The sequence below is a fragment of the Duganella sp. AC237 genome, from assembly GCF_979254035.1.
Map to the genome: position 1 here is coordinate 1935550 of NZ_CEEDEW010000003.1, position 24828 is coordinate 1960377.

The 24828-nt window shown below is 67.0% G+C and carries 21 protein-coding genes; 17 read left to right on the forward strand and 4 right to left on the reverse strand.

Annotated features, from left to right (window positions below):
* Positions 1 to 291: 291 nt before the first annotated feature.
* The 4 genes from AC0IYS_RS08970 to AC0IYS_RS08985 all read left to right on the forward strand — a co-directional run bounded on the left by AC0IYS_RS08970 (position 292) and on the right by AC0IYS_RS08985 (position 4839).
* Complete coding sequence (locus AC0IYS_RS08970) at positions 292 to 1482, forward strand: sugar phosphate nucleotidyltransferase (RefSeq protein ID WP_471704833.1); 1191 nt, start codon at positions 292 to 294, stop codon at positions 1480 to 1482.
* On the forward strand, positions 1479 to 2891 hold the full coding sequence (locus AC0IYS_RS08975; RefSeq protein WP_471704834.1) for a mannose-1-phosphate guanylyltransferase/mannose-6-phosphate isomerase: 1413 nt from the start codon (positions 1479 to 1481) through the stop codon (positions 2889 to 2891). The genes AC0IYS_RS08970 and AC0IYS_RS08975 overlap by 4 nt, the downstream gene beginning before the upstream one ends.
* A 114-nt stretch (positions 2892 to 3005) precedes the next feature.
* Positions 3006 to 4049, forward strand: coding sequence for a TIGR03790 family protein (locus AC0IYS_RS08980; protein ID WP_471704835.1), 1044 nt, complete (start codon positions 3006 to 3008; stop codon positions 4047 to 4049).
* A gap of 220 nt (positions 4050 to 4269) precedes the next feature.
* A complete protein-coding gene (locus AC0IYS_RS08985) occupies positions 4270 to 4839 on the forward strand; it encodes an FxDxF family PEP-CTERM protein (protein WP_471704836.1) in 570 nt (189 codons plus the stop codon).
* A 66-nt stretch (positions 4840 to 4905) separates the two neighbouring features.
* Here AC0IYS_RS08985 and AC0IYS_RS08990 read toward each other — a convergent pair whose 3' ends face one another.
* A complete protein-coding gene (locus AC0IYS_RS08990; RefSeq protein ID WP_471704837.1) occupies positions 4906 to 5052 on the reverse strand; it encodes a hypothetical protein in 147 nt (48 codons plus the stop codon).
* A gap of 71 nt (positions 5053 to 5123) precedes the next feature.
* Here AC0IYS_RS08990 and AC0IYS_RS08995 point away from each other — a divergent pair, with 71 nt between their 5' ends.
* Positions 5124 to 8150, forward strand: coding sequence for an ExeM/NucH family extracellular endonuclease (locus tag AC0IYS_RS08995; RefSeq protein ID WP_471704838.1), 3027 nt, complete (start codon positions 5124 to 5126; stop codon positions 8148 to 8150).
* A gap of 11 nt (positions 8151 to 8161) precedes the next feature.
* Complete coding sequence (locus tag AC0IYS_RS09000) at positions 8162 to 8803, forward strand: NF038129 family PEP-CTERM protein (RefSeq protein ID WP_471704839.1); 642 nt, start codon at positions 8162 to 8164, stop codon at positions 8801 to 8803.
* Positions 8804 to 8985: 182 nt separating this feature from the next.
* On the opposite strand, the gene AC0IYS_RS09005 is transcribed toward AC0IYS_RS09000, so the two are convergent.
* Positions 8986 to 12159, reverse strand: coding sequence for a S8 family serine peptidase (locus AC0IYS_RS09005; protein ID WP_471704840.1), 3174 nt, complete (start codon positions 12157 to 12159; stop codon positions 8986 to 8988).
* A gap of 23 nt (positions 12160 to 12182) precedes the next feature.
* Positions 12183 to 12989, reverse strand: a complete 807-nt coding sequence (locus AC0IYS_RS09010) for an NF038120 family PEP-CTERM protein (RefSeq protein ID WP_471704841.1) — start codon at positions 12987 to 12989, stop codon at positions 12183 to 12185.
* A 477-nt stretch (positions 12990 to 13466) separates the two neighbouring features.
* Here AC0IYS_RS09010 and gspG point away from each other — a divergent pair, with 477 nt between their 5' ends.
* The 11 genes from gspG (at position 13467) to AC0IYS_RS09065 (ending at position 23024) form a co-directional block, all read left to right on the forward strand.
* Positions 13467 to 13910: a type II secretion system major pseudopilin GspG gene (gene gspG, locus AC0IYS_RS09015; protein WP_471704842.1), complete on the forward strand. Its 444-nt coding sequence runs from the start codon at positions 13467 to 13469 to the stop codon at positions 13908 to 13910.
* A 68-nt stretch (positions 13911 to 13978) separates the two neighbouring features.
* Positions 13979 to 15175: a type II secretion system F family protein gene (locus tag AC0IYS_RS09020; protein ID WP_471704843.1), complete on the forward strand. Its 1197-nt coding sequence runs from the start codon at positions 13979 to 13981 to the stop codon at positions 15173 to 15175.
* Positions 15172 to 16899, forward strand: coding sequence for a GspE/PulE family protein (locus AC0IYS_RS09025; protein WP_471704844.1), 1728 nt, complete (start codon positions 15172 to 15174; stop codon positions 16897 to 16899). The genes AC0IYS_RS09020 and AC0IYS_RS09025 overlap by 4 nt, the downstream gene beginning before the upstream one ends.
* Positions 16892 to 17767, forward strand: coding sequence for a hypothetical protein (locus tag AC0IYS_RS09030; RefSeq protein WP_471704845.1), 876 nt, complete (start codon positions 16892 to 16894; stop codon positions 17765 to 17767). Before AC0IYS_RS09025 ends, AC0IYS_RS09030 begins: the two co-directional genes overlap by 8 nt.
* Complete coding sequence (locus AC0IYS_RS09035) at positions 17764 to 18315, forward strand: PilN domain-containing protein (protein WP_471704846.1); 552 nt, start codon at positions 17764 to 17766, stop codon at positions 18313 to 18315. Before AC0IYS_RS09030 ends, AC0IYS_RS09035 begins: the two co-directional genes overlap by 4 nt.
* Positions 18300 to 18863, forward strand: coding sequence for a hypothetical protein (locus AC0IYS_RS09040; protein WP_471704847.1), 564 nt, complete (start codon positions 18300 to 18302; stop codon positions 18861 to 18863). Before AC0IYS_RS09035 ends, AC0IYS_RS09040 begins: the two co-directional genes overlap by 16 nt.
* A complete protein-coding gene (locus tag AC0IYS_RS09045) occupies positions 18860 to 19417 on the forward strand; it encodes a hypothetical protein (RefSeq protein WP_471704848.1) in 558 nt (185 codons plus the stop codon). The genes AC0IYS_RS09040 and AC0IYS_RS09045 overlap by 4 nt, the downstream gene beginning before the upstream one ends.
* Positions 19417 to 21456, forward strand: coding sequence for a secretin N-terminal domain-containing protein (locus AC0IYS_RS09050; protein WP_471704849.1), 2040 nt, complete (start codon positions 19417 to 19419; stop codon positions 21454 to 21456). Before AC0IYS_RS09045 ends, AC0IYS_RS09050 begins: the two co-directional genes overlap by 1 nt.
* Positions 21457 to 21469: 13 nt before the next feature.
* Positions 21470 to 21943 (forward strand): type II secretion system protein, encoded by a 474-nt coding sequence (locus tag AC0IYS_RS09055; protein WP_471704850.1) that lies wholly within the window; start codon positions 21470 to 21472, stop codon positions 21941 to 21943.
* Positions 21937 to 22317 (forward strand): type II secretion system protein, encoded by a 381-nt coding sequence (locus tag AC0IYS_RS09060; protein WP_471704851.1) that lies wholly within the window; start codon positions 21937 to 21939, stop codon positions 22315 to 22317. The genes AC0IYS_RS09055 and AC0IYS_RS09060 overlap by 7 nt, the downstream gene beginning before the upstream one ends.
* Positions 22317 to 23024 carry a type II secretion system protein gene (locus tag AC0IYS_RS09065; RefSeq protein ID WP_471704852.1) on the forward strand — a complete coding sequence of 236 codons (708 nt, stop codon included), beginning with the start codon at positions 22317 to 22319 and terminating at the stop codon, positions 23022 to 23024. Before AC0IYS_RS09060 ends, AC0IYS_RS09065 begins: the two co-directional genes overlap by 1 nt.
* Positions 23025 to 23114: 90 nt before the next feature.
* Here AC0IYS_RS09065 and murJ read toward each other — a convergent pair whose 3' ends face one another.
* Positions 23115 to 24659: a murein biosynthesis integral membrane protein MurJ gene (murJ, locus tag AC0IYS_RS09070; protein ID WP_471704853.1), complete on the reverse strand. Its 1545-nt coding sequence runs from the start codon at positions 24657 to 24659 to the stop codon at positions 23115 to 23117.
* Between the last annotated feature and the right edge of the window lie 169 nt (positions 24660 to 24828).

Genomic DNA, 24828 nt, shown 5'->3' on the forward strand with positions numbered 1-24828 from the left:
AGTGACTAGCAAGTAGCGCTCGTGCTATGATCGCCATTGTACAAATGCTATCGAATTCGTTGAATTGCTGTTATAGTTCGCTACAGGAAAGCTTGTATTATGCGCTATCCGGGGCAGGCGATGCGGCAATGCAGCACGGCGCGGCCGGCAGTGCCGGATGCGCCTAGGGTGCGTCACTTGCGCCGCTTTGCGTGCACAATACCGATGTTACGCTCAAACGCGCTGCGCCGCAGCACGTCGGGCGTTGGCGGGGCGGTGACACTCATTTATATATATAGATAAGGGATGAAGATGAAAGCGATGATCCTGGCGGCAGGCAAAGGTACCCGGGTGCGCCCGCTCACTTACGACTTGCCAAAACCGATGATACCGATCCTGGGCAAGCCGGTGATGGCCTATCTGGTCGAACACCTGGCCAAGTATGGCATTAACGAGATCATGGTCAACGTCAGCTATCTTCACGAGAAGATTGAAGACTACTTCGGCGAAGGCCACCAGTACGGCGTGCAGATCGGCTACTCGTTCGAGGGCTACACCACCGACAACGGCGAGGTCGTGCCGCAGGCGCTCGGTTCGGCCGGCGGCATGAAGAAGATCCAGGAGTTCGGCGGCTTCTTCGACGACACCACGATCGTGCTGTGCGGCGACGCCGTCATCAACCTCGACCTCAAGTCGGCGCTGTTCGAGCACCGCCGCAAGGGCGCGCTGGCCAGCGTCATCTGCCGCGAGGTGCCGTGGGACAAGGTCGAGAGCTACGGCGTGGTCGTCAGCGACAAGGACGGGCGCATCAAGCAGTTCCAGGAAAAGCCGACCCAGGAGGAGGCGCTGTCGAACTTCGTCAGCACCGGCATCTACATCTTCGAACCGGAGGTACTCGACCTGATCCCGGCCGGCGAGGTGTTCGACATCGGCTCGCAACTGTTCCCGCTGCTGGCCGAAAAGGGTTTGCCGTTCTACGCGCAGAACCGCACCTTCAACTGGATCGACATCGGCAGCGTCAAGGATTACTGGGAAGTGTCGCAAAGCGTGATGATGGGCGAGGTGGCCCACATGGACGTGCCGGGCATCCAGCTGGCCGACGGCCTGTGGGTCGGCCTCAACACCCGCATCGACTGGGAAGGCACCACCATCGAGGGCCCGGTGTATATCGGCTCGGGCTGCAAGATCGAGGCCGGCGCGACCATCATCGGCCCGACCTGGATCGGCCACGGCAGTCACATCTGCGCCGGCGCCACCGTCGTGCGCAGCGTGCTGTTCGAGTACACCCGCGTGTTACACGATGTAAGCCTTGAGGAAATGATTGTCTTTAAGGATTACAGTGTCAACCGCGCCGGCGAGATGCGCCACGTGTCCGAGTACGCCACCGGCGAGTGGACCAACGCGCGCGACCGCCGCAACAAGCGCCGCGCCGAGGGCGAGGCCAAGCCGTCCGGCGAGGCCGCCGCGGCAAGCGATATCAATAAGAGTGAGGAAGTGGTATGAAAATTTATCCGGTGATCCTGTCCGGCGGCGCCGGCACCCGTCTGTGGCCGCTCTCGCGCGCGGTGCTGCCCAAGCAGTTGCTGCCGCTGGTGTCGGAGCAGACGATGCTGCAGGAAACGGTGCGCCGCGTCAGCGGCGCGCCGCAGATGCAGGCGCCACTGATCGTGTGCGGCAACGAACACCGGTTCCTGGTGGCCGAGCAGATGCGCGAGATCGGCGTCGAGCCGCTGGCCATCGTGCTTGAATCGGCCGGGCGCAACACCGCGCCGGCGGTGGCGGCGGCCGCGCACGTGCTGCGTGCCATCGATCCGACCGCGCTGATGCTGGTGCTGCCGGCCGACCACGTGATCGAGGACCGCGCCGCCTTCCTGGCCGCGGTCGCCGCCGCGGCCGCGCAGGCGGCCGAGGGCGCGCTGGTCACCTTTGGCGTGGTGCCCACCGCGCCGGAGACCGGCTACGGCTATATCCACCGCGGCGCGGCCGCCGGCGGCACCTGCTACAGCGTCGACCGCTTCGTCGAGAAGCCGGACCGCGACACCGCCCAGGCCTTCTTGGCCGACGGCGGCTACTATTGGAACAGCGGCATGTTCCTGTTCCGCGCCGAAAGTTACCTCGACGAGTTGCGCGCCTACGCGCCGGCCATCGGCGCCGCCGTCGAGGGCGCCGTCTCGCAAGGGTACCGCGACCTCGACTTCCTGCGCCTGGACGAGAAACAGTTCTCCGCCTCGCCGTCCGATTCGATCGACTACGCGGTCATGGAACACACCAAACGCGCGGTCGTCGTGCCGGCCGACATCGGCTGGAGCGATGTCGGCTCGTGGTCGGCCCTATGGGAAGTGCAGCCGCACGACGCCGACGGCAACGCCCAGCGCGGCGACGTCTACCTCGACGGCGTCAAGAACACGCTGGTGCGCGCCGAAAGCCGCATCGTCGCAGTTGTCGGCGTGCAAGACCTCGTTGTCGTCGAGACCGCCGACGCGGTGCTGGTCGCGCACAAGGACCAGGTCCAGCGCGTCAAGCAGATCGTCGAGCACCTTAAAACGGCCGAGCGCACCGAGCACGTGCACCACACCAAGGTCTACCGCCCGTGGGGCGCGTACGAGGGCATCGACATCGGCGAGCGTTTCCAGGTCAAGCGCATCACGGTCAATCCGGGCGGCAAGCTGTCGCTGCAGATGCACCACCACCGCGCCGAGCACTGGATCGTCGTCAGCGGCACCGCCAAGGTCACCTGCGGCGACACCGTCACCTTGTTGTCGGAAAACCAGTCGACCTACATCCCGATCGGCATGAACCACCGCTTGGAAAACCCGGGCAAGTTGCCGCTGCACCTCATCGAAGTGCAGTCCGGCAGCTACCTCGGCGAGGACGACATCGTCCGCTTCGAGGACGTCTACCAGCGCGCCTGACCGGCGCCCCGGCGGCCCGGTTTTCACCGGGCCGCCCGTTTCTTTGCTAGACTCGCGGAAGATTTGTTGTTAACACGGCGCCGCCCGCCCGCGCGCCGCTTTTCGAGGCTTTCCGTGCGCGTTCCCTTCCTGTTTACCCTCCGGCCCGCGCTGGCCGTTTCCCTGATTTTGTCGCTGTCTTTGCCGCTGTTGCTGCGGGCCGCGCCCGCCGCCGCCGCGCCGCTGACGGCCGCCCGCCTGGCGCTGGTCGTCAACGATGACGACCCCAACAGTGTGGCCGTGGCCGAAGCCTACCGGCTGGCGCACCAGGTGCCCGGGCAAAACATCGCCCACGTCAGCATCCCCAACAGCCCGCGCCGGCTCAGCGCCAAGCAATTTGCGGCCCTCAAAGAGCGCATCGATGCGCAGTTGGGCGCGGACGTCGATGCGGTGCTGATGGTGTGGACGGCGCCCTACGCGGTGGAATGCAATGCCATTACGTCGGCGTTCACCCTGGGATTCGATGCGGCGCAGTGCGAGACGCCGTGCGGGCCGGGCAAACCGAGCCCGTATTTCGACCGGCCGGCCGGCTTGCCGCGCATCGAGCCGGGACGGCGTCTGAGCATGCTGTTGCCGACGCAATCGGTGCCGCTGGCCAAGGCGCTGATCGCGCGCGGCACGGCGCGCAATTTCCAGCTGCCGCAGGCCACGGCGTATTTTCTCGTCACCAGTGACAAGGCGCGCAGCAGTCGTGCCTCGACGTTTCCGCCGTCCGGCCAGGTGCCGCAAAAGAACCTGGCCGTGCGCACGCTGTTTGCCGACGTCCTCGAAGACAAGACCGATGTCATGCTGTACCAGACGGGGCTGGCGCGGGTGGACAAACTCGAGACGCTGCGCTTTCTGCCGGGCGCGCTGGCCGACCACCTGACCTCGACCGGCGGCGATCTGCTGGGCGACGCCCAGATGAGCAGCCTGCGCTGGTTGGAGGCGGGTGCGACGGCCAGCTACGGCAGCGTCTCCGAACCATGCAATTATTGGCAGAAATTTCCCCACGGTAAGGTTTTGCTGCGCAGCTACCTCGCCGGCGACACCGCGCTCGAGGCGTATTGGAAGAGCGTGGCATGGCCGACACAGGGTGTGTTCATTGGTAACCCGTTGGCGGCTCCGTATCGGCGCTAAGTCAACCATGCCGCAGACGGCTACAGTGGCCTGCTGGGCATTTCAGTCAGGAAACAAGCAAACGATTTATTATGAAAAGAACATTCTGCATAAAGATAATGCAACTCTTATTTATTTTTATGGTACTATTCTTCCATCGGAAGTTTGTTGTCTAGTAAGTAAAAAAAGTGGCGTTCTGCCAAGGGTGTTTTCCACGCGGTATCTATTAGGATAATTGATCATGATCAAAAAGAATTTCAAGAATGTAGTATTCGCAGCAATGCTGGCCACCGCCGGTTTCATGGGTTCGGCCCAAGCTGCTTCGTTTGACATCTACGAAGACGGCGCCGGTGGCTTCAGCGGCACCGCAGGCAACGGCTTCACCAGCGCCGTCGGCGCGTTCGACGACCACTTCCTGTTCGCGCTGAGCACCGATTTCGTCAGCGCAGCGTCGGTGACCTCGTCGTTCACCAAGTTCGGTAGCAATGTCAAGGACATCACCATCACCGGTTTCAACCTGGTCCGCTACGGCGCCACCCAAGCCGACATCCTGTACCAAGTGACCGGTTATAACGGCCTGGCCACGACCGGCGCCGGCACCAACGACCTGTGGAAACTGGACACCGCCAACCTGTCGGCCGGTAACTACTACCTGGAAGTGACCGGCATTGTCACCGGTAACCGTGGTGGTTCGTACGCCGCCGACGTGCAAGTGCTGGCCGTGCCAGAACCAGAAACCTACGCCATGCTGGCAGCCGGCCTGGGTCTGATCGGCTTCGCTAGCCGTCGCAAAGCAAAAAAAGCAGCCTAATTCATCAGGCCGCGCCGGGTGACGCGCTACGCACGCGCCGCCCGTGAATAAAAGAAACCGCCCTGGTCAGGGGCGGTTTTTTTTTGCCCTGGCGGCGTGTGCAATGTCCTTGCCGCCATGACTTGTTGCTTTTTCTTCACTCTTTTTAGTTTTTTTTATGCTGTTTCGCGGCATTGGCGCGGAATCGGCCCAATCGGACCAGGCATGCGTCATGATCCTGTCATTGGGGTGGCCTATCATGGAACAGAGCCATTCCGCCAACCTTTCCCCGACAGGATCCATTCATGCCCACGATAGTCTCCTCTACCGCCCGCGCCGCCGCGCCCGGGCCCCGCACCCTGATCGCCGCTGCCCTGGCGGCGGCCCTGTCGGCGCCGGCGCTGGCCGCCTCGCCGGTCGTCATCAGCCAGGTCTACGGGGGCGGCGGCAATTCCGGCGCCACCTTCAAAAATGATTTCATCGAATTGTTCAACCGCGGCGACGCGGCGGTCGACATCACCGGCTGGAGCGTGCAGTACGCCAGCGCCGCCGGCGGCACGTGGGCGGTCAGCAAGGTCACCGGCAACGTCAGCCTGCAGCCCGGCCAATACTTCCTGTTGCAACAGTCGGCCGGCACCGGCGGCAGCGAAAACCTGCCGACCCCCGACACCCTGGGCTCGCTGGCGATGGGCGGCAGCGCCGGCAAGGTCGCGCTGGTCAACAACAGCACGCCGCTGAGCGGCGCCGCGCCGGCCAGCGCGTCGCTGATGGACTTGCTGGGCTATAACGCCGGCTTTTTCGAAGGCGCCAACGGCCCGGGCCTGAGCAACACCACCGCCGCGCTGCGCGCCGCCGGCGGTTGCACCGACACCGACAACAACGCCAGCGACTTCGCCACCGGCGCGCCGGTCCCGCGCAACAGCGCCAGCGCGCTGCGTCCGTGCGGCGTGCCGCAGGCGCCGCCGATTGTCGCCAGCTGCCCGGCCAACCTGGCGCTGGCCTTCGGCGTCGACGGCATCGCCGAGCTGAGCGCCACCGACGCCGACGGCATCGTCAACAGCGCCGCCATCACGGTCGGCGCCGTGCCCGGCATCAGCCTGGCCAACTTCCTGGCGGCCGGCGCCGCCGGCGGCACCGCCAGCGCCAGCCTGAACGTGGCCGCCAGCGTGCAGGCCGGCAGCTACCCGGTGGTGGTCACCTTCGGCAACGACCAGGCCCAGCAAGCCATCTGCAACATCAACGTCACGGTCGCCGCGCCGGCCACCTTGACCCACACGATTCCGCAAATCCAGGGCAGCGGCGACACCAGCCCGTACGCCGGCACCGTCCAGACCACCGAGGGCGTCGTCACCGCCAAGGTCGGCACCAGCTTCTTCATCCAGGACGAGCACGGCGACGGCGATCCGTCGACGTCGGACGGCCTGTTCGTGTTTACCACCGCCGCCAACACCGGCACCGTGCAGATCGGCGACCGCGTGCGCATCAGCGGCACCGTCACCGACTACGCGCCGGTGGCCGGCGGCCGCGTCTATACCGAGCTGACCGCCATCACCGCCATCGTCAAGCTGGCCGGCGGCATCGCCATCACGCCGACAAATGTCACCCTGCCGCACCCGAACCTGGGCCAGCTCGAAGGCATGCTGGTGCGCTTCACTTCGCCGCTGACCGTCAACCAGCTGCAATACGTGGGCGACCGCGGCGAAGTGACCCTGGCATCGGGCCGCCTGGAGACGGCCACCAATAAATTCCCCGCCGGCAGCGCCGAGGCGATCGCGATGGCCACCGCCAACGCCCGCAACCAGATCATCCTCGACGACGGCATCTTCACCACGCCAAGCGTGATTCCCTACCTGGGCACGGACGGTTCGCTGCGCGCCGGCGACACGGTCGACAACCTGACCGGCGTGGTCGACTTCGGCGCCAAGGGCGGCGGCGGGGCGGGCTTCAAGCTGCAGCCGACGGTCGCGCCGGTGTTCTCGCAGGACAACCCGCGTCCGGCCGCGCCGCTGCTGGCCGCCGGCAACGTCAAGGTCGCCAGCGCCAACGTGCTGAACTACTTCACCACCTTCACCAACGGCACCGACATCACCGGCGCCAGCGGCCAAGGCTGCGTGATCGGCGGCGGCGCGCCGTCGCGCTCGAACTGCCGCGGCGCCGACAACATCACCGAGTTCAACCGCCAGAGCGTCAAGATCGTCGGCGAGCTCAAGGCGCTCGACGCCGACGTCTACGGCCTGATGGAGATCCAGAACAGCGGCGACTACTCGGTCACCAAGCTGGTCGACGCGCTCAACGAGGCGATCTCGCCGGGCACCGGCCTGAAGACCTACGCCGTGGTGCCGCAGCCGCCGGCCACCGGCACCGACGCCATCCGCGTGGCGATGATCTACAAGCCGGCCACGTTGACCCTGGTCGGCAACGCGCTGTCGGACGCCGACGCGATCAACAACCGGCCGCCGATGGCGCAGACCTTCAAGGCCGCCAACGGCGGCAAGTTCTCGCTGGTGGTCAACCACCTGAAGTCCAAGGGCAGCTGCCCGGCGCCGTCGAACATCGACGGCGACAAGGGCGACGGCCAGAGCTGCTGGAACGCGACCCGCGTGCAACAGGCGCGGCGCCTGGTGGACGTGTTCGTGCCGCAGGTGGTGGCCGCCGCCGGCGACGCCAAGGTGCTGCTGATCGGCGACTTCAACGCCTACGGCCACGAAGACCCGGTGCAGGCCATCGTCAACAAGGGCTATGTCAACCAGCTCGAGCGCTTCATCCGCGGCGCCGGCGCGATGCCGTATTCCTACGTCTTCAACGGCGAGGCCGGCTACCTGGACCACGCGCTGGCCAGCGCCGCGCTCAACGCCTCGGTGGTGGACGCGGCCGAGTGGCACAACAACGCCGACGAGCCGACCGTCGTCGACTACAACCTCGACGGCAAGCCGCAGGACAAGTACACGGCCGCGCCGTACCGCGCCTCGGACCACGATCCGGTGGTCGTCAGCCTGAACCTGCCTGCGGCCGCGCTCGACGTCACCGCCGGCGTGCGCGGCGTCGGCTCGGGGCTGGTATTTACGCGCCTGACCGGACGCTGGAGCGGCAACTACGCGGTGACCAACACCGGCACCAGCCCGATCAACGGCCCGCTGCAGATCGAACTGGGCGGCCTGGCGGCCGGCGTGACCGTGCTCAACGCCAGCGGCAGCCACAACGACGCGCCGTATATCACCGCCAACGTCGGTTCGCTGGCGCCCGGCGCCACCATCACCGTCCCGCTGAGCTTTACCAAGACCGGCGCGGCCGGCATCAGCTACACGGCAAAAATTTACAGCGGTAATTTCTAAGGAAACCTCAGATGATCGTCAAACTCCCCGTAGCATCCCTGCGCCGCGCGCTGTTGGCCCTGGCCCTGGGCGCCTGCGCCAGCCTGGCCTCGGCCGCGTCGACCTTCCACGTCGAACTCGACACGTCGTCGTTCGCGTCCACCGGCTGGATCGACCTGCAATTCAACCCGGGCGGCGCGTCGAGCCCGTTGGCGCAGGCCGCGCTGAGCGGCTTCACCGGCTTCGGCGATTCGAGCACCGCGCAGCTGAGCGGCAATGCCGCAGGCTCGCTGGCGACCGGCTACACCTTCGTCAACGATGGCGCGGGCGGCTTGAACGGCTTGTTCCACGCCGTCAACTTCGGCGGCAAAGTCGGTTTTAACGTGACCTTCAGCGGCGCCGCCGATCCGGGCGCCAATGCCGCCTCGGTCTTCACGGTGGCGCTGTACAACCAGGCGCAGGACACCCTGCTGGGCACGAACGACCTGTCCGGCTCGCTGGTGCTGCTGGACTGGACCCCGGCCGGCACCGTCGTGCCGACCATGCTCAGCAACACGATCGACACCAGCGTCACGGCGGTCAGCGCCGTGCCGGAGGCGGAGACCTGGCTGATGCTGGGCGCCGGGCTGGCGCTGGTCGGCGGCGTGGCCCGCCGCCGCAAGCTGGCGGCGTAAAACGTCGATCCGGCGGCAGGGAAGGGGGCGCGGCGCCAACGCCGCGCCCGGGCAGGTAAAGACGGCACATGCGCATGTGTCGTTTTTTTTTGCCCGGCCGCGCGGGATAAAAAAAACCGCCGCACCCTTGCGGGCACGGCGGTTTCGATGGAACGTCGCGCCCGCGAAGGCGCGCGATGCGCCTAGCGCGCGCTCAGCTTGCGGGTCTTGGCCGCGCCCTCGGCCAGCGGCACCGGATTGTTGGTCTCCACCAGCAAGGTGGTCGACGAGGCGACGGCGCCGTTCAGGTCGAGGTATTGCACCCCGCCGTAGTAGCGCTTGCCCGTCGCCAGGCCGCTCCAGCTGGCCGTGACCGTGGCCACGTTGCCCTCGTAGACCCGGCTAGGCACGGCCGCCTTCAGGGCGCCGGCCATGTCGCCACGGGTGACCACGGCCGACGACAGGTTGAAGTCGGTCGCGACGCCGTCGGCCGGCGCGTAGCCGACCACGCAGACGCGGTAGTTGCCGGCCGCCGGGCTGTTCAGGCGCACCCACTCGGTCGAGCCGCCGCGCAGGCTGGCGCCGGCCACGCTGCCGTCCGGATTGAGCACCACCAGGTCGAGGTCGTCACCGCCGTTGGACGCGGTGTCGCGGTCGAACAGTTCGAACGCGGCGGCCACGGTGTTGGCCGGGATCGTCACCGGAATGGCGCGCACGCCGACCGTGTTGGCCACGCAGGCGGCGGCCACGTCGGCGGCCGTGTCGAGCGGCTCCAGGATGGCCGGCACCGTTTGCGTGGCGCCGCGGTTGACTTCCTTGAAGCCGCCGACGGCCGCGCCCATGCGGCCGTTGAAGCCGGCCAGTACGCTCAGCAGCACCGTGCTGGAGGCGCGGGTGCTGGCCGTCAGCGCCGGCGACGAGATGGCCCGGCCGCTGCGCGCCGTCAACGGCACGCGCACCACGTGGTTGGCGTCGGTCCACGTGACGTCGCCGTATTGCCACTCGTTGAACACGGCGTTGGTGCGGGTCAGCTTGACCGTGTAGCTGGCGCTGGCGTTGGGCGCCAAGGTCAGGGTGGCCGGCGTCAGCACGGTGGTGAAGCCCGGCAGGCTGGCGCTGCCGCTGTAGGTGGCGGCGCTGGTGCCGACGTTGGTGACGGTGCGGGTGACCTCGACCGTGCCGAGCGCGTTGTTGACGGTGATCGACGGCAGGTTCAGGTTGTAGCCGATGATCGAGCCTTCGGTGCACTCGTTGCTGAAGCCGGCGCCGCACTGGTAGCGCTTGTAGTCGCGCGCGCCCAGCTCGTAGACCAGGCCCGGGTCGCTGGCGCCCTTGGCGTTGTAGGCGCGGCCGTCGGCCGGATGCGGCACGGTGCCGTACGGATTGATGTGGCCGGCGCCCTGGGCCCACGGCAGCACACCCTGCTGCAGCGCTGCCAGGCCGTCGGGGAAGGTCGGCGTGGCGCTGGTCATCAGCGCCGACTTGATCGCCGCCGGCGACCAGGTCGGATGCAGTTGCTTGAGCAGCGCGGCCACGCCGGCCACGTGCGGCGACGACATCGACGTGCCTTGGTACAGCGCCCAGGCCGGCTTCGGCGTCAGGGTGCCGTTGACGACGTCGGCGCGCTGGGCCGCGGTCAGCTCCGGCGTGACGCCGGCCAGGATGTCGACGCCGGGGGCGGTGACGTCCGGTTTGAGCACGTTGCCGTCGTAGCGGTTCGGGCCACGCGACGAGAAGCCGGCCGAGACCGGCGCGTTCTGGACGATCACGTTGCTGAACACGCTCAGCGCGGCGACCGCGTTTTGCGCCGCCGCATACGCCTTGATGGCGTCGCCGTCGGGCTTGGTCACGTGCACCGTCGGCACCGAATGGACCTCGGCCACCAGGCCCGAACCGTTGTCGACCATGATCATGCCGACGCCGCCGGCCTGCTTGACGGCCAGGCTCTTGTCGACGCGGGCGTTGGTGCCGCGCACGCAGGTGACGACCTTGCCGGCCACCTTGGCCGGGTCGAGCGTCGGGGCGCCGTTGCTGCCGACGCTGTAGCACAGGCGCGCCTCGGCGGCGCTGGCGCCGGCGCGCACCGCGTCTTCGGAGCGGATCAGCGCGGTGTTGGGCAGGGCATGGTTGTTGAGCGAGACGCCCTTGTAGCTGGCGCCGTTGCCCAGCGTGACGGTGCCCTGGAACACGCGGTTGTTGACGGCGGCGGCGATCGTGGCCAGCCACGGGCTGACGTGGTTGACCTCATTGGCGGGGCCGTCGTTGCCGGCCGAGGCGGCCACGAACACGCCGGCGTTGGTCGCGTGCAGGAAGGCTTGTTCGACGGCGTCGTTGATGACGGTGCCGCCGCTGATCGAGTAGTTCAGCACGTCGACGCCGTCGGTGACGGCCTGTTCGACGGCGGCCACCGCGTCCGCGCCCCAGCAGCTGTTCTTGCCGCCGGTCGGGTCGGTCGTGTCGTTGAAGGTCCAGCAAATCTTGTACGAGGCGATGCGCGCGCGCGGGGCGATGCCCGAGGTCTGGCCCATCTGGATGTTGTCGCCCAGGGTGGCCGAAACGCCGTTGTTGCCGGCCGACGTGGTCGAGGTGTGGGTGCCGTGGCCGCCGTGGCCGACGGTGCCGCCGATCGAATCGCGCGGCGAGACGAACTCGGTCCAGTGCAGCTGGCGGCCGCTGGCCTTGAAGCCGTCGATGAAGTAGCGCGCGCCGATCAGCTTGTTGTTGCAATGGCCCGCGGTGAAGCCTTCGCCGGTGTCGCAGCCGCCCTGCCAGCCGGGCAGCGGAGTGTAGGCCAGCGTGCCGCTGTTGTCGAAGGTCGGCTTGCCGTTGGCGTCGACGCGGTCGGCGTAGGACGGGCTCTCGGGCCAGATGCCGCCGTCGATGATGCCGACCACGATGCCTTCGCCGGCGCCTTCCTTGCCGCCGAGTTGGCTCCACAGGCCGTTGGCGCCGTCCAGGCCGAGGAAGGTGGGGGTGTAATTGGTCAGCATCTGGCGCGGGGTGTCGGCGGTGATGTTGACCACGGCGCTGTTGGCCTTGAGCGCGCGCACCTCGTCGTCGGTGAGCATGGCCGAGAAGCCGTTGAGCACCACCTTGTAGTCGTACAGCATCGGCGCGCCGGCCACGACCGCCTTGACCGATTGCTGCTTCTGGATCAGGTAGCCGCTATAGGCCTGGGCGGCGCCGGTGTTGAGGTCGAGCCGCGCGCCGGCGGCCGGCTTGGTGGCGGCGATGCCGGCCACGCCGCCGGTATAGGACGAGAGCGGCTTGTCGGCCAGTTGCACGATGTACGGACGGCGCGTGTCGTCGGCGTGCGCGGCCAGGCTCAGGCCGGAGAGCAGCAGCAGGACCGCTGCGGAAACAGGGCGTAATTTCATTGTGTTATTCCTCGATGGGTGGCTCAGACGGCGGGTGTCGATGCTGGGGCTAGCTTGCGGCGGCGCGCGGCGCCGGCCACGCCGAGCAGGCCGGCGCCCATCATCAGCCAGGTCGACGGCTCGGGCACGGGCGCGGCCACCAGCGAGGTGGTGATGTTGTCGATGGCGAACTGGCCGCGGCCGGTGCTGAAGGCCGAGCATATGCCGTTGGCGTCGCAGACGAAGGCGAAGAAGGCCAGGCTGGTGAACTGGGCGTTGCTGAACAGCGACGACGAGGTGTAGCTGCCGAACTCGAAGCCTTCGCTGCCGGGCGCGTAGAACGCGTAGTCTTCATACACGGTGCTGTTGTCGGCGCGGAAGCCCTGCACGCGCAGGAAGCCCGGCGTTGGCGGGTAGTCGTAGGCGTTCGAGCCGAGGAAGGCGGCGTCGAACGATTTCAGGCCGAACGTGGCGCCCGGGGCGGTGCTGGTCAGTTCGAGGTAGCCATCGTTGATGATGGTCGCATAGTTGCCGCTGCTGGCCGGGCACTGCAGAAAGCCGCACGCGGCGACCGAATCGGTGCCGTCGATGATGGCGCCGACCGCGTCGCCCGCTTGCGCCTGGATGTCGTTGGAGTAGAAGCCGGCGTTGAAGCCCTGGCTGACGATGGCGTCCTGATGGGTCAGGCCCACCGGCGGCAGGCCCTCGAAGTCGATGGTGACGTCGGCGGCGTGGGCGGACGACAGCGCGGCCATGGTCAGGCCGGCGAGGATGGTTGCACGGACCAATTGTGTCAGTCGGAGGCTCGACGCGGCGCGTGGCGCATCGGTGGGGAACGAGCTGCGTTTCATGGATCTACCCTTTTGTGAGTGAAGCGACGATGACGTTGATGCCCCTTGACGCGCCGGGACAAGCGTGTGCTCCCGTCTGCGCGGGAGATGTCAAGAAGTGTAGCAACGGCGACAATAAAAAGGCGAAAAGTTTAGGAATGAAAATTCGGGTAACTAGCATTTTTGCAGTGCGAAATTCGGTTTCCGCTGGGAGCGGCGTTGAACCGTGATTGTTATTGCCTGTGAATAATTTGCAACATTGTTGAGGAAGCACAGAGAACATGCGCGCGGCCGCCGTGTTTTACGGTAGAGTATTGAGCCCCAAAATGGGCCGGCGCGCGGCCGCCACGGCGCGCGCGGTCGCCGGGTGGACCGCGCGTCCGAAGAAAAGATTGTATGACTGGCAAAGCGCATGGTAGCCTTTGGTAGCGCTGAGGGCGCCGTCGCGGCGCCCGGCACGCGGCGGACTGTTTCGGGTGGATTTAAGGAGTTGGTCGGATGGAAGTGGCGAAGAATCGCGGTTGGACGGCGGCCCGCAAGGCCGGCGGCTTCACGTTGTTGGAATTGCTGGTGGTGATCGTCATCATTGGCCTGTTGGCGGCCTATGTCGGCCCCAAATATTTCGCCCAGCTGGGCAAGTCCGAGGTGACCATCGCCAAGGCGCAGATCGACGCGTTCGAAAAATCGCTCGACACCTACCGTCTCGACGTCGGCCGCTATCCGACCACCGAAGAGGGGCTCGGCGCGCTGGTGGTGGCGCCGGCCACGGCGGGCGCCAAGTGGAACGGCCCGTACCTGAAGAAGGGCGTGCCGCCCGATCCGTGGGGCCATCCTTACCAGTACAAGGCGCCCGGCACCAAGGCCGAGTTCGAGATCACCTCGCTGGGACGCGACGGCCAGCCCGGCGGCACCGGCGAGGACGCCGAGATCAGCTCGCAGTAACGCAGCCAGCGTCCGGATTCACGCCACCCCACGCGCCACCGCCACCGTCAACGAAAGCCGCATTCGCCATGCAGTTCGATGTCCGCACCTTGTCGGCCGATATGGTCATCGCCCATCTGTTGATCGATGGCCGCGATGAGGCCGACGCGCGCCGCCAGGTCGAGGCGCGCGGCCTGTTCGTCAGCGCCATCGCGCCGGCGCGCGGCGGCCTGACCGGTCGCGGCCGCGCCGGCAAGCGCCCGGCGCTGTCCCTGGTGCTGTTCAGCCAGGAGTTGCTGGCGCTGCTGACGGCCGGCCTGGGCATCGTCGAGGGACTCGAGGCGCTGCTGGAAAAAGAGGCCAATCCGGCCACGCGCGGCGTGCTCGAGCGGCTGCTGGCCGGCCTGCGCGAGGGCCAGCGCTTTTCGGCCGTGCTGGCCGAGCAGCCGGAACTGTTTCCGCCGCTGTACATCGGCATCGTCAAGGCGGCCGAGGGCACGTCCGACCTGCCGCGCTCGCTGTCGCGCTTCATCGACTACCAGCAGCGCATCGACCTGGTGCGCGGCAAGCTGGTGTCGGCCGCCATTTATCCATGCATCCTGCTGCTCGTCGGCGGCGGCGTCAGCCTGTTTTTGATCGGCTACGTGGTGCCGCGCTTCGCCGAGGTCTACCAGGGCGCCGGGCGCGACCTGCCATGGCTGTCGCAGCAAATGCTCAACTGGGGCCAGTTCGCCAGCCAGCACACGGTGCTGCTGTTGGGCGGCATCGCGGCGGCGCTGGCGGCGCTGGTGCTGACGGTGCGCCACCTGATGGGCAGCGGCGGCATCGTCCGCCTGCTCAGCCGCCTGCCGGGCATCGGCGAGCGTGTGCGCATCTACGAATTGTCGCGGCTGTACCTGACGCTGGGCATGCTCAGCGAGGGCGGCATCACCATCGTCCACGCCATCGAGACGGTGCAGGGCATGGTCTCGGCCGGCATCCGCCAGAACCTGCAGGCGGCGCGCGCGTCCATCGAGGCGGGCCTGCCGCTGTCGACCGCCTTCGAGGCCAATCAACTGACCACGCCGATCTCGCTGCGCATGCTGCGCGTGGGCGAGCGCACCGGCGACATGGGGCCGATGCTGACGCAGTCGGCGGCCTTCTACGACGGCGAGATCACCCGCTGGATCGACCGTTTCACCCGCACCTTCGAACCGCTGCTGATGGCCGCCATCGGCTTGATCGTCGGCGCCATCGTGGTGCTGCTTTACATGCCGATCTTCGATCTGGCCGGAGACATGTCATGACGGCCCAGGCCAATCCCGTTGATACCGGCGTCCCGGTTTCCCCCGTGCCGGCCCTCGACACCGCGCTGGTGGCGCGCGCGCGCCATCTGCGCCAGCAATCGAAACGCACCTTGGTCGAGGAGCTCGAAGCGCTCAGCGGCATGGTGCCGCGCCTGGTGGTGCAAGCGCTGGCGCAGCCGTTCGGCATGACGGTGCTGGAGACGGTCGACATGCTGGCCTTCGTGCCGGCCTTCGACCTGCTGCCGCTGTCGCAGGCGATGGCGCGCCACTGCGTGCTGCTGCGCGGCTTCGACGGCGTGGTGGTGGGCGTGATCGCCGATCCGTTCGACCTCGATCTGCAAACCTGGCTCGGCACCCAGGCGCGCGCCACGCCGCACCTGCCGCTGCCGGTGCGCCTGGCGCTGCAGGCCGACATCCAGGCCTATTTGTCCAAGCAGGAGGAATCGGCGCGCGCCACCGACTCGCTGCTGCCCGGCGCCAGCGAGGGCCGGCGCGACGGCAAGACCGCCGCCGTGCTGTCGTTCGCGTCGGTGTCGGAGGCGGCCAGTCCGGCGGTCCGGCTGGTCAACTCCACCTTGTACGATGCCTTGAAGGCCGGCGCCTCCGACATCCACCTCGAGAGCACCTCCGGCGGCCTGGCCGTCAAATACCGGGTCGACGGCGTGCTCGATCACGCCACCGCCGTCAACGGCATCGAGGTCGCCGAACAAATCATCTCGCGCCTGAAGGTGCTGGCCGAACTCGATATCGCCGAGCGCCGCGTGCCGCAGGACGGCAGCTTCCGGGTCGAGGCCAACGGCCGCGAGATCGATCTGCGCGTGTCCATCATGCCGAGCATCCACGGCGAGGACGCCGTCATCCGTATTCTCGACAAGCGCGCCATGATCGAAGCCTACGGCTCGCTCACGCTGGAGGCGCTGGGCTTCGACGCGCCGTCGCTGGCGACCTTGCGGGTGCTGGCGCAGGAGGCCTACGGCATGCTGCTGGTGACCGGGCCGACCGGCTCTGGCAAGACCACCACCTTGTACGCGGCGCTGACCGAGATCCACAACGGCCGCGAAAAGATCATCACCATCGAGGACCCGGTCGAGTACCAGCTGCCGGGCATCCTGCAGATTCCCGTCAACGAGAAGAAGGGCCTGACCTTCGCCAAGGGACTGCGCTCGATCCTGCGCCACGATCCGGACAAGATCATGGTGGGCGAGATCCGCGACCGCGAGACGGCGGAAATCGCCGTGCAGTCGGCGCTGACGGGCCACCTGGTGCTCACCACCGTGCACGCCAATAACGTGTTCGACGTGTTCGGCCGCTTCACCCACATGGGCATCGATCCGTATGCCTTCGTGTCGGCGCTGAACGGCATCTGGGCGCAGCGCCTGGTGCGCATCAACTGCCCGCACTGCGCGGTGGACTACACGCCGGACGACCACGAACTGGCCAGCGTCGGCCTGCGCCGCGCCGATGTCCATGACTACCGCTTCATGCAGGGACCGGGCTGCGGCGACTGCCGGGGCACCGGCTACAAGGGGCGGCGCTCGATCGCCGAGATCCTGACCCTGAACGACGAGATCCGCGAGCTGATCGTCGACAAGCGGCCGATCCGCCAGATCAAGCAGGCGGCCTACGACAACGGCACGCGCAGCCTGCGCCAGGCCGCGCTGGAACTGGTCAAGCGAGGCGGCACCACCTTGGGCGAAATCAAACGGGTGACCTTGCATGCGTAGAGCCATCGGACAATCGTTGCGCATCGGCGTGGCCGGCCACGCCGTCAGCCTGGCGCGCGTGAGCCGCTGGCGCGGAGAGCGATTTACCGTGCTGGCGGAGCACGCGTTCGCGCCATCGGCCGCGCATCCGTTCGATGCCATCGCCAACGCCTTGCGCGCGCTTCTGGGCGAGCAGGACGTGGGCGGCTGGCCCGCCAGCATCGTGCTGGCCGAGGAATTGACGCGCATGTGGCGCGTCACGCCGCCGCCCGGCGCCACGCGCCTGGACGACATGGAGGCGGCGGCCGGCCTGCGCTTCCAGTCGCTGTACGGCGAGGCGCCGTCGGCCTGGAAGATCGCGGCCGACTGGAACACCACCGAGCCGTTCTTCGCCGCCGCCATGCCGCGCGCGCTGCTGGCGGTGCTGGAGCTGGTGGCGACGGAATTCAAACTGTCCATCGTCGGTGTCGAGCCGCATTTCGTCAGCGCGTGGAACCGTTGGCGGCGCGGCATCAGGCGGGGCGCCTGGTTTGGCCTGCTGCACGACAATCTGCTGACGTTGGCGGCGATCGAAACCGGCAACGGCAAAGGGGCGCAGGCGATGCGCGCGATCCGCGCGCTGCCGGTGCCGCCCGGCGCCGATGCGGCATGGCTGACGCAGACCTTGAAGCGCGAGGCGCTGCTGCTCGATATGCCGCCGCCGGAACTGCTGCAGCTGTGCGGCGCGGCATCGGCCAGCGCGGCCAGCCCGGCCGGCGTCGCCGCGTGGACGCGCGCCGCCGCCACCGCCTCGCAGATTCCATGCGAGGCGCTCGATCAGGCGCAGCAGGCCGGCGGCGCCGGGCTGTCGACGGCGGCGCTGCTGGCGCGCGGCGGGAGCGTGGCATGACCAAGAACGCGATGCACATCGACTTCGCGCCGCGCAGCCTGCGCCGCACCTTGTTCCACACGCATCCGGCGCTGCTGGCGCTGGGCGCCGGCGGACTGCTGCTGTGCATGGGCGCGGCCCTCGGCGGCTGGAAGCTGGTCGGGCAACAGCGCGAGCGCGAACAGCAGCTGCGCCATATCCAGCAGCGCGCGGCGGCCATGTCGGCGCGCCCGGTGGAGGTGGCGCGGGTGGTGATACCGGAAGGGCAGGCTGCCTTCGTCAACGGCGCCATCCTGCAATTGAACCTGCCATGGCGCGAGCTGCAGGACGCCGTGGCCGCCGCCACGCCGCGCAACGTGGCGCTGGTGGCGATGGAGCCGGACCCGCGCAAGCAGGTGCTCAAGATCACCGCCGAAACCAGGACCAGCGACGATATGGTGGCCTACGTGGCCGAACTCAAGCAGCAGGAAACCTTCAGTGGCGTCGTGCTGACGCGCCACGAGATCAACGACCAGGACCCGTTGCGGCCCTTGCGCTTCCAGCTGGAGGCCACATGGATCACACGTTGAACGCTGTGAACATCCGCGCGCTGGCGCTGCGCGCGCGTCTGGCCTTGCTGCGTCTCGGCGCGCCGGCTTGCGTGGCGACCGCCTTGTGCGTGGCCGGCGTGGCGGCGTGGGCATGGCTGCTGCCGCAGCGCGCGGCGCAGGCGAGGGTGATGGCCAAGCCGTTGCCGGCGCCGTCGTCGCTGGTGACCGCGCCGCCGCCGCCATCGGCCAACCAGAATCTGGCCGACTTCTACCAGGTGCTGGGCGAGAAGCGCTACGCGGAACAGCAGGTCAAGGTGCTGTTCGACCTGGCCGCGAAATCCAATCTCGTTTTGAGCCAGGGCGAGTACAAATCGGCCTACGACAAGGCCAGCCGCGTCAGCACCTATCAGATTATCCTGCCGGTCAAGGGGCCGTACCAGGCGATCTGGCAGTTCGCCATGCAGGGGTTGCGCGAGATGCCGTTTGCCTCGCTGGACGAAATCGGCTTCCGCCGCGATACCATCGCCGAGGCGACGGTGGAGGCGCGCCTGCGCTTCACGCTGTACCTCAAGGACGGCGAGCCATGAAGCCCTATCACATCGCGATGGGCGTGGCGCTGGCCGGCGCCGCCGCACTGGTGATCTTCGGCGATAACTCGCCGGCGTCGGACATCGCCGAGCCGGTTGCGCGCTCCGCCAAGGCGCCGGGCGCGGTGGCCGCGGCACCGGTGGAGCGCTCCGGCAAGGACGGTAAGGCCGCGGCGGACGCGATGATCCTGCGGCTGCTGCCGCGCGCGGCGTTGGTCGGCGGTTCGGCCGACGCCAGCTTCGGCGCCGGCGAGGGTGTGTTCCTGGGCCAGAACTGGAATCCGCCACCGCCGCCACCGCCGCCGCAGTCGCAATCGAACGCGCCGCCACCGCCGCCGATGGCGCCCCCCGTTCCCTTTAATTACTTCGGCAAAGCCGTCGCAGACGGCCAGTGGGAAGTCTATCTGGCGCGCGGCGACAAGACCTATGTGGTGCGCAACAAGACCGTGATCGATGGCGCCTACCGCGTCGACCGGATCGCGCCGCCGCTGATGACCGTGACCTATCTGCCTTTGAACCAGGTACAACAGATTAATATTGGAGCATTCGACTGATGGCTAGTCATCTGAACACATGGCGCCGCCGCGCCGCGCTGCCCGCCATGCTGGCGATCGCCGTCGGCGTGAGCGGCTGCGCCGGACAAATGGCCTTCCGCGAAGCCAACCAGCTGGTCGCCAAGGACCAGGTGGAAGCTGGCCTGCTCAAGTACCAAGAGGCGGTTCGGGCCGAACCGGGCAACGCCGAGTACCGCACCGCCTATCTGATGGCGCGCGACCGCGCCGCCCAGCGCCTGCTGGAGCAGTCCGAGCGCCAGTTGTCGGAAGGCCGTCCCGATCTGGCGGAGCAGGGCTTCCGCCGCGTGCTGGGACTGGACCAGATGAACGAGCGCGCGCGCAGCGGCCTGCGCGCGATAGAACGCGACAGCCGCCAGGACAAACTGCTGGCCGCCGCCATCGAGCACGCGAACAAGAAGGAATACGATCTGGCCAAGCTGCGCCTCAACGCGCTGCTGACCGAGACGCCGTCGAACGAGAAGGCGCGGCTGCTGCTGCGCGAAGTGACCGAGAAAAGCGCGCAGCCGGTGGTGGAGTCGGGGCTGGCGAAGTCGTACAAGCAGCCGATCACGATCGAGTTCCGCGACGCCCCGCTGAAGCAGGTGTTCGAGGTGATCGCGCGCCGCTCCGGCCTGAACTTCGTGTTCGACAAGGACGTCAAGACCGACCAGCGCACCACCGTCATGCTGAAGAACAGTACCGTCGAATCGGCGATCTACTTCCTGCTGCTGACCAATCAGCTGGAGCAGCAGGTCATGGACGCCAACACGATCCTGATCTACCCGAACGTGGCGGCCAAGCTGAAGGAATACCAGGAGATGACGGTCAAGACCTTCTTCCTGGCGAATGCCGAAGCGAAGCTGGTGGCCAACACGCTCAAGACCATCCTCAAGTCGCGCGACGTGGTGGTTGATGAAAAACTCAATCTGCTGATCGTGCGCGACAACCCGGAGGCGATCCGCCTGGCCGAACGCCTGATCGCGGTGCAGGACGCGCCCGAGGCGGAGGTGATGCTGGAGGTGGAGATCCTGGAGGTCAAGCGCGGCACGCTGATGAACCTCGGCGTGGAGTGGCCGACCAGCGTGGGATTGACGCCGCTGTCGACCGCCGGCGGCACCGGCATCACCTTGCGCGACCTGCGCCGCCTGAATTCGGACACCATCGGCGTGAGCGGCATTTCCGCCGCCATCAACGCCAACAAGACCGATACCGATTCCAACCTGCTGGCCAATCCGCGCATCCGCGTGCGCAACAAGGAAAAGGCCAAGATCGTCATCGGCGACAAGCTGCCGGTGATCACGGCGACGGTATCGTCGGGCATCGGCGGCTTCGCCAGCGACAACGTCACCTACGTCGATGTCGGCCTGACGCTCAACGTCGAACCGACCATCTATTTGAATAACGAGGTGGCGATCCGCGTGCAGCTGGAAGTGAGCAACCTGACCAACACCATCACCACCCGCAACGGCGGCACCGCCTACCAGATCGGCACGCGCCAGGCCACCACCATGCTGCAGTTGAAGGATGGCGAGAACCAGGTGCTGGCGGGCCTGATCAACAACGAGGAGCGCGGCACCGCCAGCAAGCTGCCCGGCGCCGGCGACCTGCCGATCATCGGCCGTCTGTTCGGCAGCAAGCGTGACGACAACCAGAAGACCGAGATCGTGCTGTCGATCACGCCGCGCCTGATCCGCAACGTGCAGCGGCCGGAGGCCAGCGCTTCCGAATTCTCGGCCGGCACGGAGGCCAGCTTCCGCCGCCGTCCGGACCTGACCGTGCGCACGCCGGTGCAGTTGCCGGCCCCGCCGGGCGCATTGTCGGCGCCACCGGCGCCAGCTGCGCCAGCCGCGCCAACCAACCCGGCCAACGCGCCGGCGCCGGCCGAAGCGCAGGGCGCGACCACACAGGCGATCCTGCCGCCGCCGGTGCAGGCCATGCCGCTGTCGACCGGCCAGCCGGCGCCGCTGCCGCCGACGCAAGGGGTGCAGCCGCAACCGGTACAACCGGCGGTCGAAATCTCGCCGTCGCCGCAGCAGTGACGCCAGGGTGGCAATGATGCGCGCGCGCGGTTTCACACTGATCGAGTTGCTGGTGACCTTGACCATCCTCGGCCTGCTCAGCGTACTGGTGATACCGACCGCGCAGGTGGTGGTGCAGCGCCGCCAGGAGCAGGACCTGCGCGAGGCGCTGCATCAGATCCGCCAGGGCATCGACGCCTACAAGCTGGCTTATGACCAGGGCCGCATCACCAAGTCGCTGACCTCGACCGGTTATCCGAAGACGCTGGAGCTGCTGGTCGAGGGCGTGCCGGATCTGCAAAATCCCAAGCAGGCGAAGATCTACTTCCTGCGCCGCGTGCCGCGCGATCCGTTCAATTCCGACACCACGCTGAGCGAGTCGCAATCCTGGGGCAAGCGCAGTTACGCCAGCGAAGCGGACCAGCCGAAAGAGGGCGAGGATGTCTACGATGTGTTCAGCACGAGCGAGAAGAGCGGCCTGAATGGCGTTCCGTTCAATAAATGGTGACCATGAAGACCAAAGGTTTTACGCTGATCGAGCTGTTGGTGGTGCTGGGCATCGTCGCCCTGATGCTGACGCTCGCGGTGCCGCGCTACTTCCCCAGCATCGACAAGTCGAAGGAAGTGGTGTTGGCCGATAACCTGCGCAATGTGCGCAACGTGATCAACCAGTACTACGGCGACACGGGCCGCTATCCGGACTCGCTGGAGCAGCTGGTGGAGAAAAAATACCTGCGCGCGCTGCCGGTCGATCCGGTCACCGACAGCGAAACGACATGGGTCATCATTCCGCCGGAAGACGGCGCCAAGGGCGGCGTCTACAACATCAAGAGCGGCGCGCCCGGCAACGACCGTAGCGGCAAGCCTTACGCCGACTGGTGATGCGGCGGCCGCGCAAGCGCCGCAACGGCGGCTTCACTTATCTGAGCCTGATCATCCTGGTGGCGATCATCGGTTTGGTGTCGGCGTCGGCGCTGAAACTGGGATCGGTGCTGCAGCGGAGCAGGGCCGAGCAGGAACTGCTCGATATCGGCGCCGCCTTCAGCGACGCGCTGCAAAGCTATGCCAACGCCACGCCCGCCGGCTTTCCGCCGCAGCCGCCGTCGTTGAAGGAGCTGCTCAAGGACCCGCGCTTTCCGACCGTGCGGCGCCACCTGCGCAAGGTGTTTGTCGATCCGATGACGGGCAAGGCGGAATGGGGCATCACCTACCTGGGCGACAAGGCCGGCGTGCTGGCGGTGTACAGTTTGTCGGATGCGAAGCCGGTCAAGATCGGTAACTTCCCGCAGCGGTTCCAGGGCCTGGCCGGCAAGCAGAAAATCTCGGAGTGGCGCTTCGCCGCGACCGGCGGCACGCTGCCGGTGCCGGGACAGAACCAGCAGCCCGGCGCGGTGGAAGTGAAACCCGGCACGCCCATGCCCGGCGGCCTGCTCACCCCGATTCCGCCGGCGCCGCCAGCTCCCCCGGCGCAAACACCGCAGCCGGAGCCCGAACCGGCTCCGCCGCCAGAGCCTTCGCCAGAGCCGGCGGAGGAAAAGCCTGCAATGGAGCCGCAGCCGGAGCCGCCGGTCGAGCCGGCGCAGCGCTAACTCCACGCACTCTTTTGGCGAAACGCCGGCGTCGCCACCAGGGGTCGGACCCGGCGGGGTCCGACCCCGGTTGGCCGTGCGGGTTCGTGCCTAGCGCGCCGTGCGTTTGAAATCCCGGAACCGGAACCCCATCGCCATCAACGCGCCGAAATACACCAGCGCGGACACCCCGACCACCGCGAACAGCGCCACGATGCGCAACAGCGTCTGATGCGCCATGCCGGTCCAATCCACCTGCGCCGCGCTGTACCACGCGGTGGCGCCCATCAGCGCGCAGGCGATCACCAGCTTGGTGAAAAACAGCAGCCAGCCCGGCTTGGGCGTGTAGATGCCGCGCCGGCGCAGGCCGGTGAACAGCAAGCCCGCGTTCAGGCAGGCGCCCAGGCTGATCGACAGCGCCAGTCCCGCCACCGCCAGCTGTGGCACGAAAACCATGTTCATCAGCTGCGTGGCGACCAGCACGCCGACCGCGATGCGTACCGGCGTGCGGATGTCCTGGCGCGCGAAAAACGCCGGCGCCAGGATCTTGACCAGGATGATGCCGAGCAGGCCGACGCTGTAGGCGACCAGCGGCTCGGCCGACGCGTGCGCCGCCTCCGCCGTGAACGCGCCATTCTGGAACAGGGTGGAAATCAGCGGCATGGCCAGGGTGGCCAAGCCCACGGCGGCCGGCATCGCCAGCAAAAAGGTCAGCCGCAAGCCCCAATCGAGCAGCGACGAGTATTCTTCCGTGTCGCCGCCGACGTTCGCCTTGGACAGGCTGGGCAGCAAAATCGTTCCCAGGGCCACACCCAGCATGGCGGTCGGGAATTCCATCAGGCGGTCGGCGTAGGTCAGGAAGGAGATGCTGCCCTCGGCCAGGTTGGAGGCGATGCTGGTATTGATCAGCAAGCTGATTTGCGCGGCGGCGACGGCAAACACCGCCGGCCCCATTTTTTTCAGTACGCGGCGCACGCCTTCGTCGCGCAGTCCCGACAGCGGATTGAGCGAGATGCGCGGCAGCATGCGGATCTTCAGCAGCGCCGGGATCTGGATCGCGACCTGCAGCAGGCCGCCGACGAAGACCGCGATCGCCATCGCGTAGATGGGCCGCTCCAGGTGCTGCTGCAGGAACAGCGACGCCAGGATGGACGCGATGTTGAGCAACACCGGCGTGAAGGCCGGAATCTTGAACTGGCTCCAGGTGTTGAGGATGCCGCCGGCCAGCGCCACGAACGACATGAAGGCGATATAGGGAAACATCAAACGCGTCATCCACACGGCGGCGTCGAAATCGTCCGGCTGCAGGCCGCTGGCGACCAGCATCAACAGCAGCGGGGCGCCGATGATGCCCAGCGCGCTGATGACGACGGTGGCCCAGACCAGGGTGGTGCCGACATGGTCCGCCAGGTTGCGCGTGTCTTCCCCGGTCTGCTTATTCTTGTATTCGGATAAAATGGGTACGAACGCTTGCGAGAACGCCCCCTCGGCAAATAGTCGGCGCAACAGGTTGGGGATGCGGAAGGCGACGTTGTAGGCATCGGTCATGCCCCCGGCGCCGAAGGCCCGGGCGATGAGGATTTCGCGCAACAATCCGGTGATACGGGACAGCATGGTCATGCTGCTCAGGGCGGCTAGAGTTTTTAGCAAGTTCATGGGGCATGATTATAGTTGCTCCCGCCGAAAAAGATCGCTATAATCGCAGGCTGTACAGAATTCTGTTACGCAGACACTAATGTTTGGCAGGCAGCAGTTTGACTCACATGGTTCGGCAGACGCTACTGAACGCACCTGTTTGGCAAACAATAATGTTTGCAAACGCACC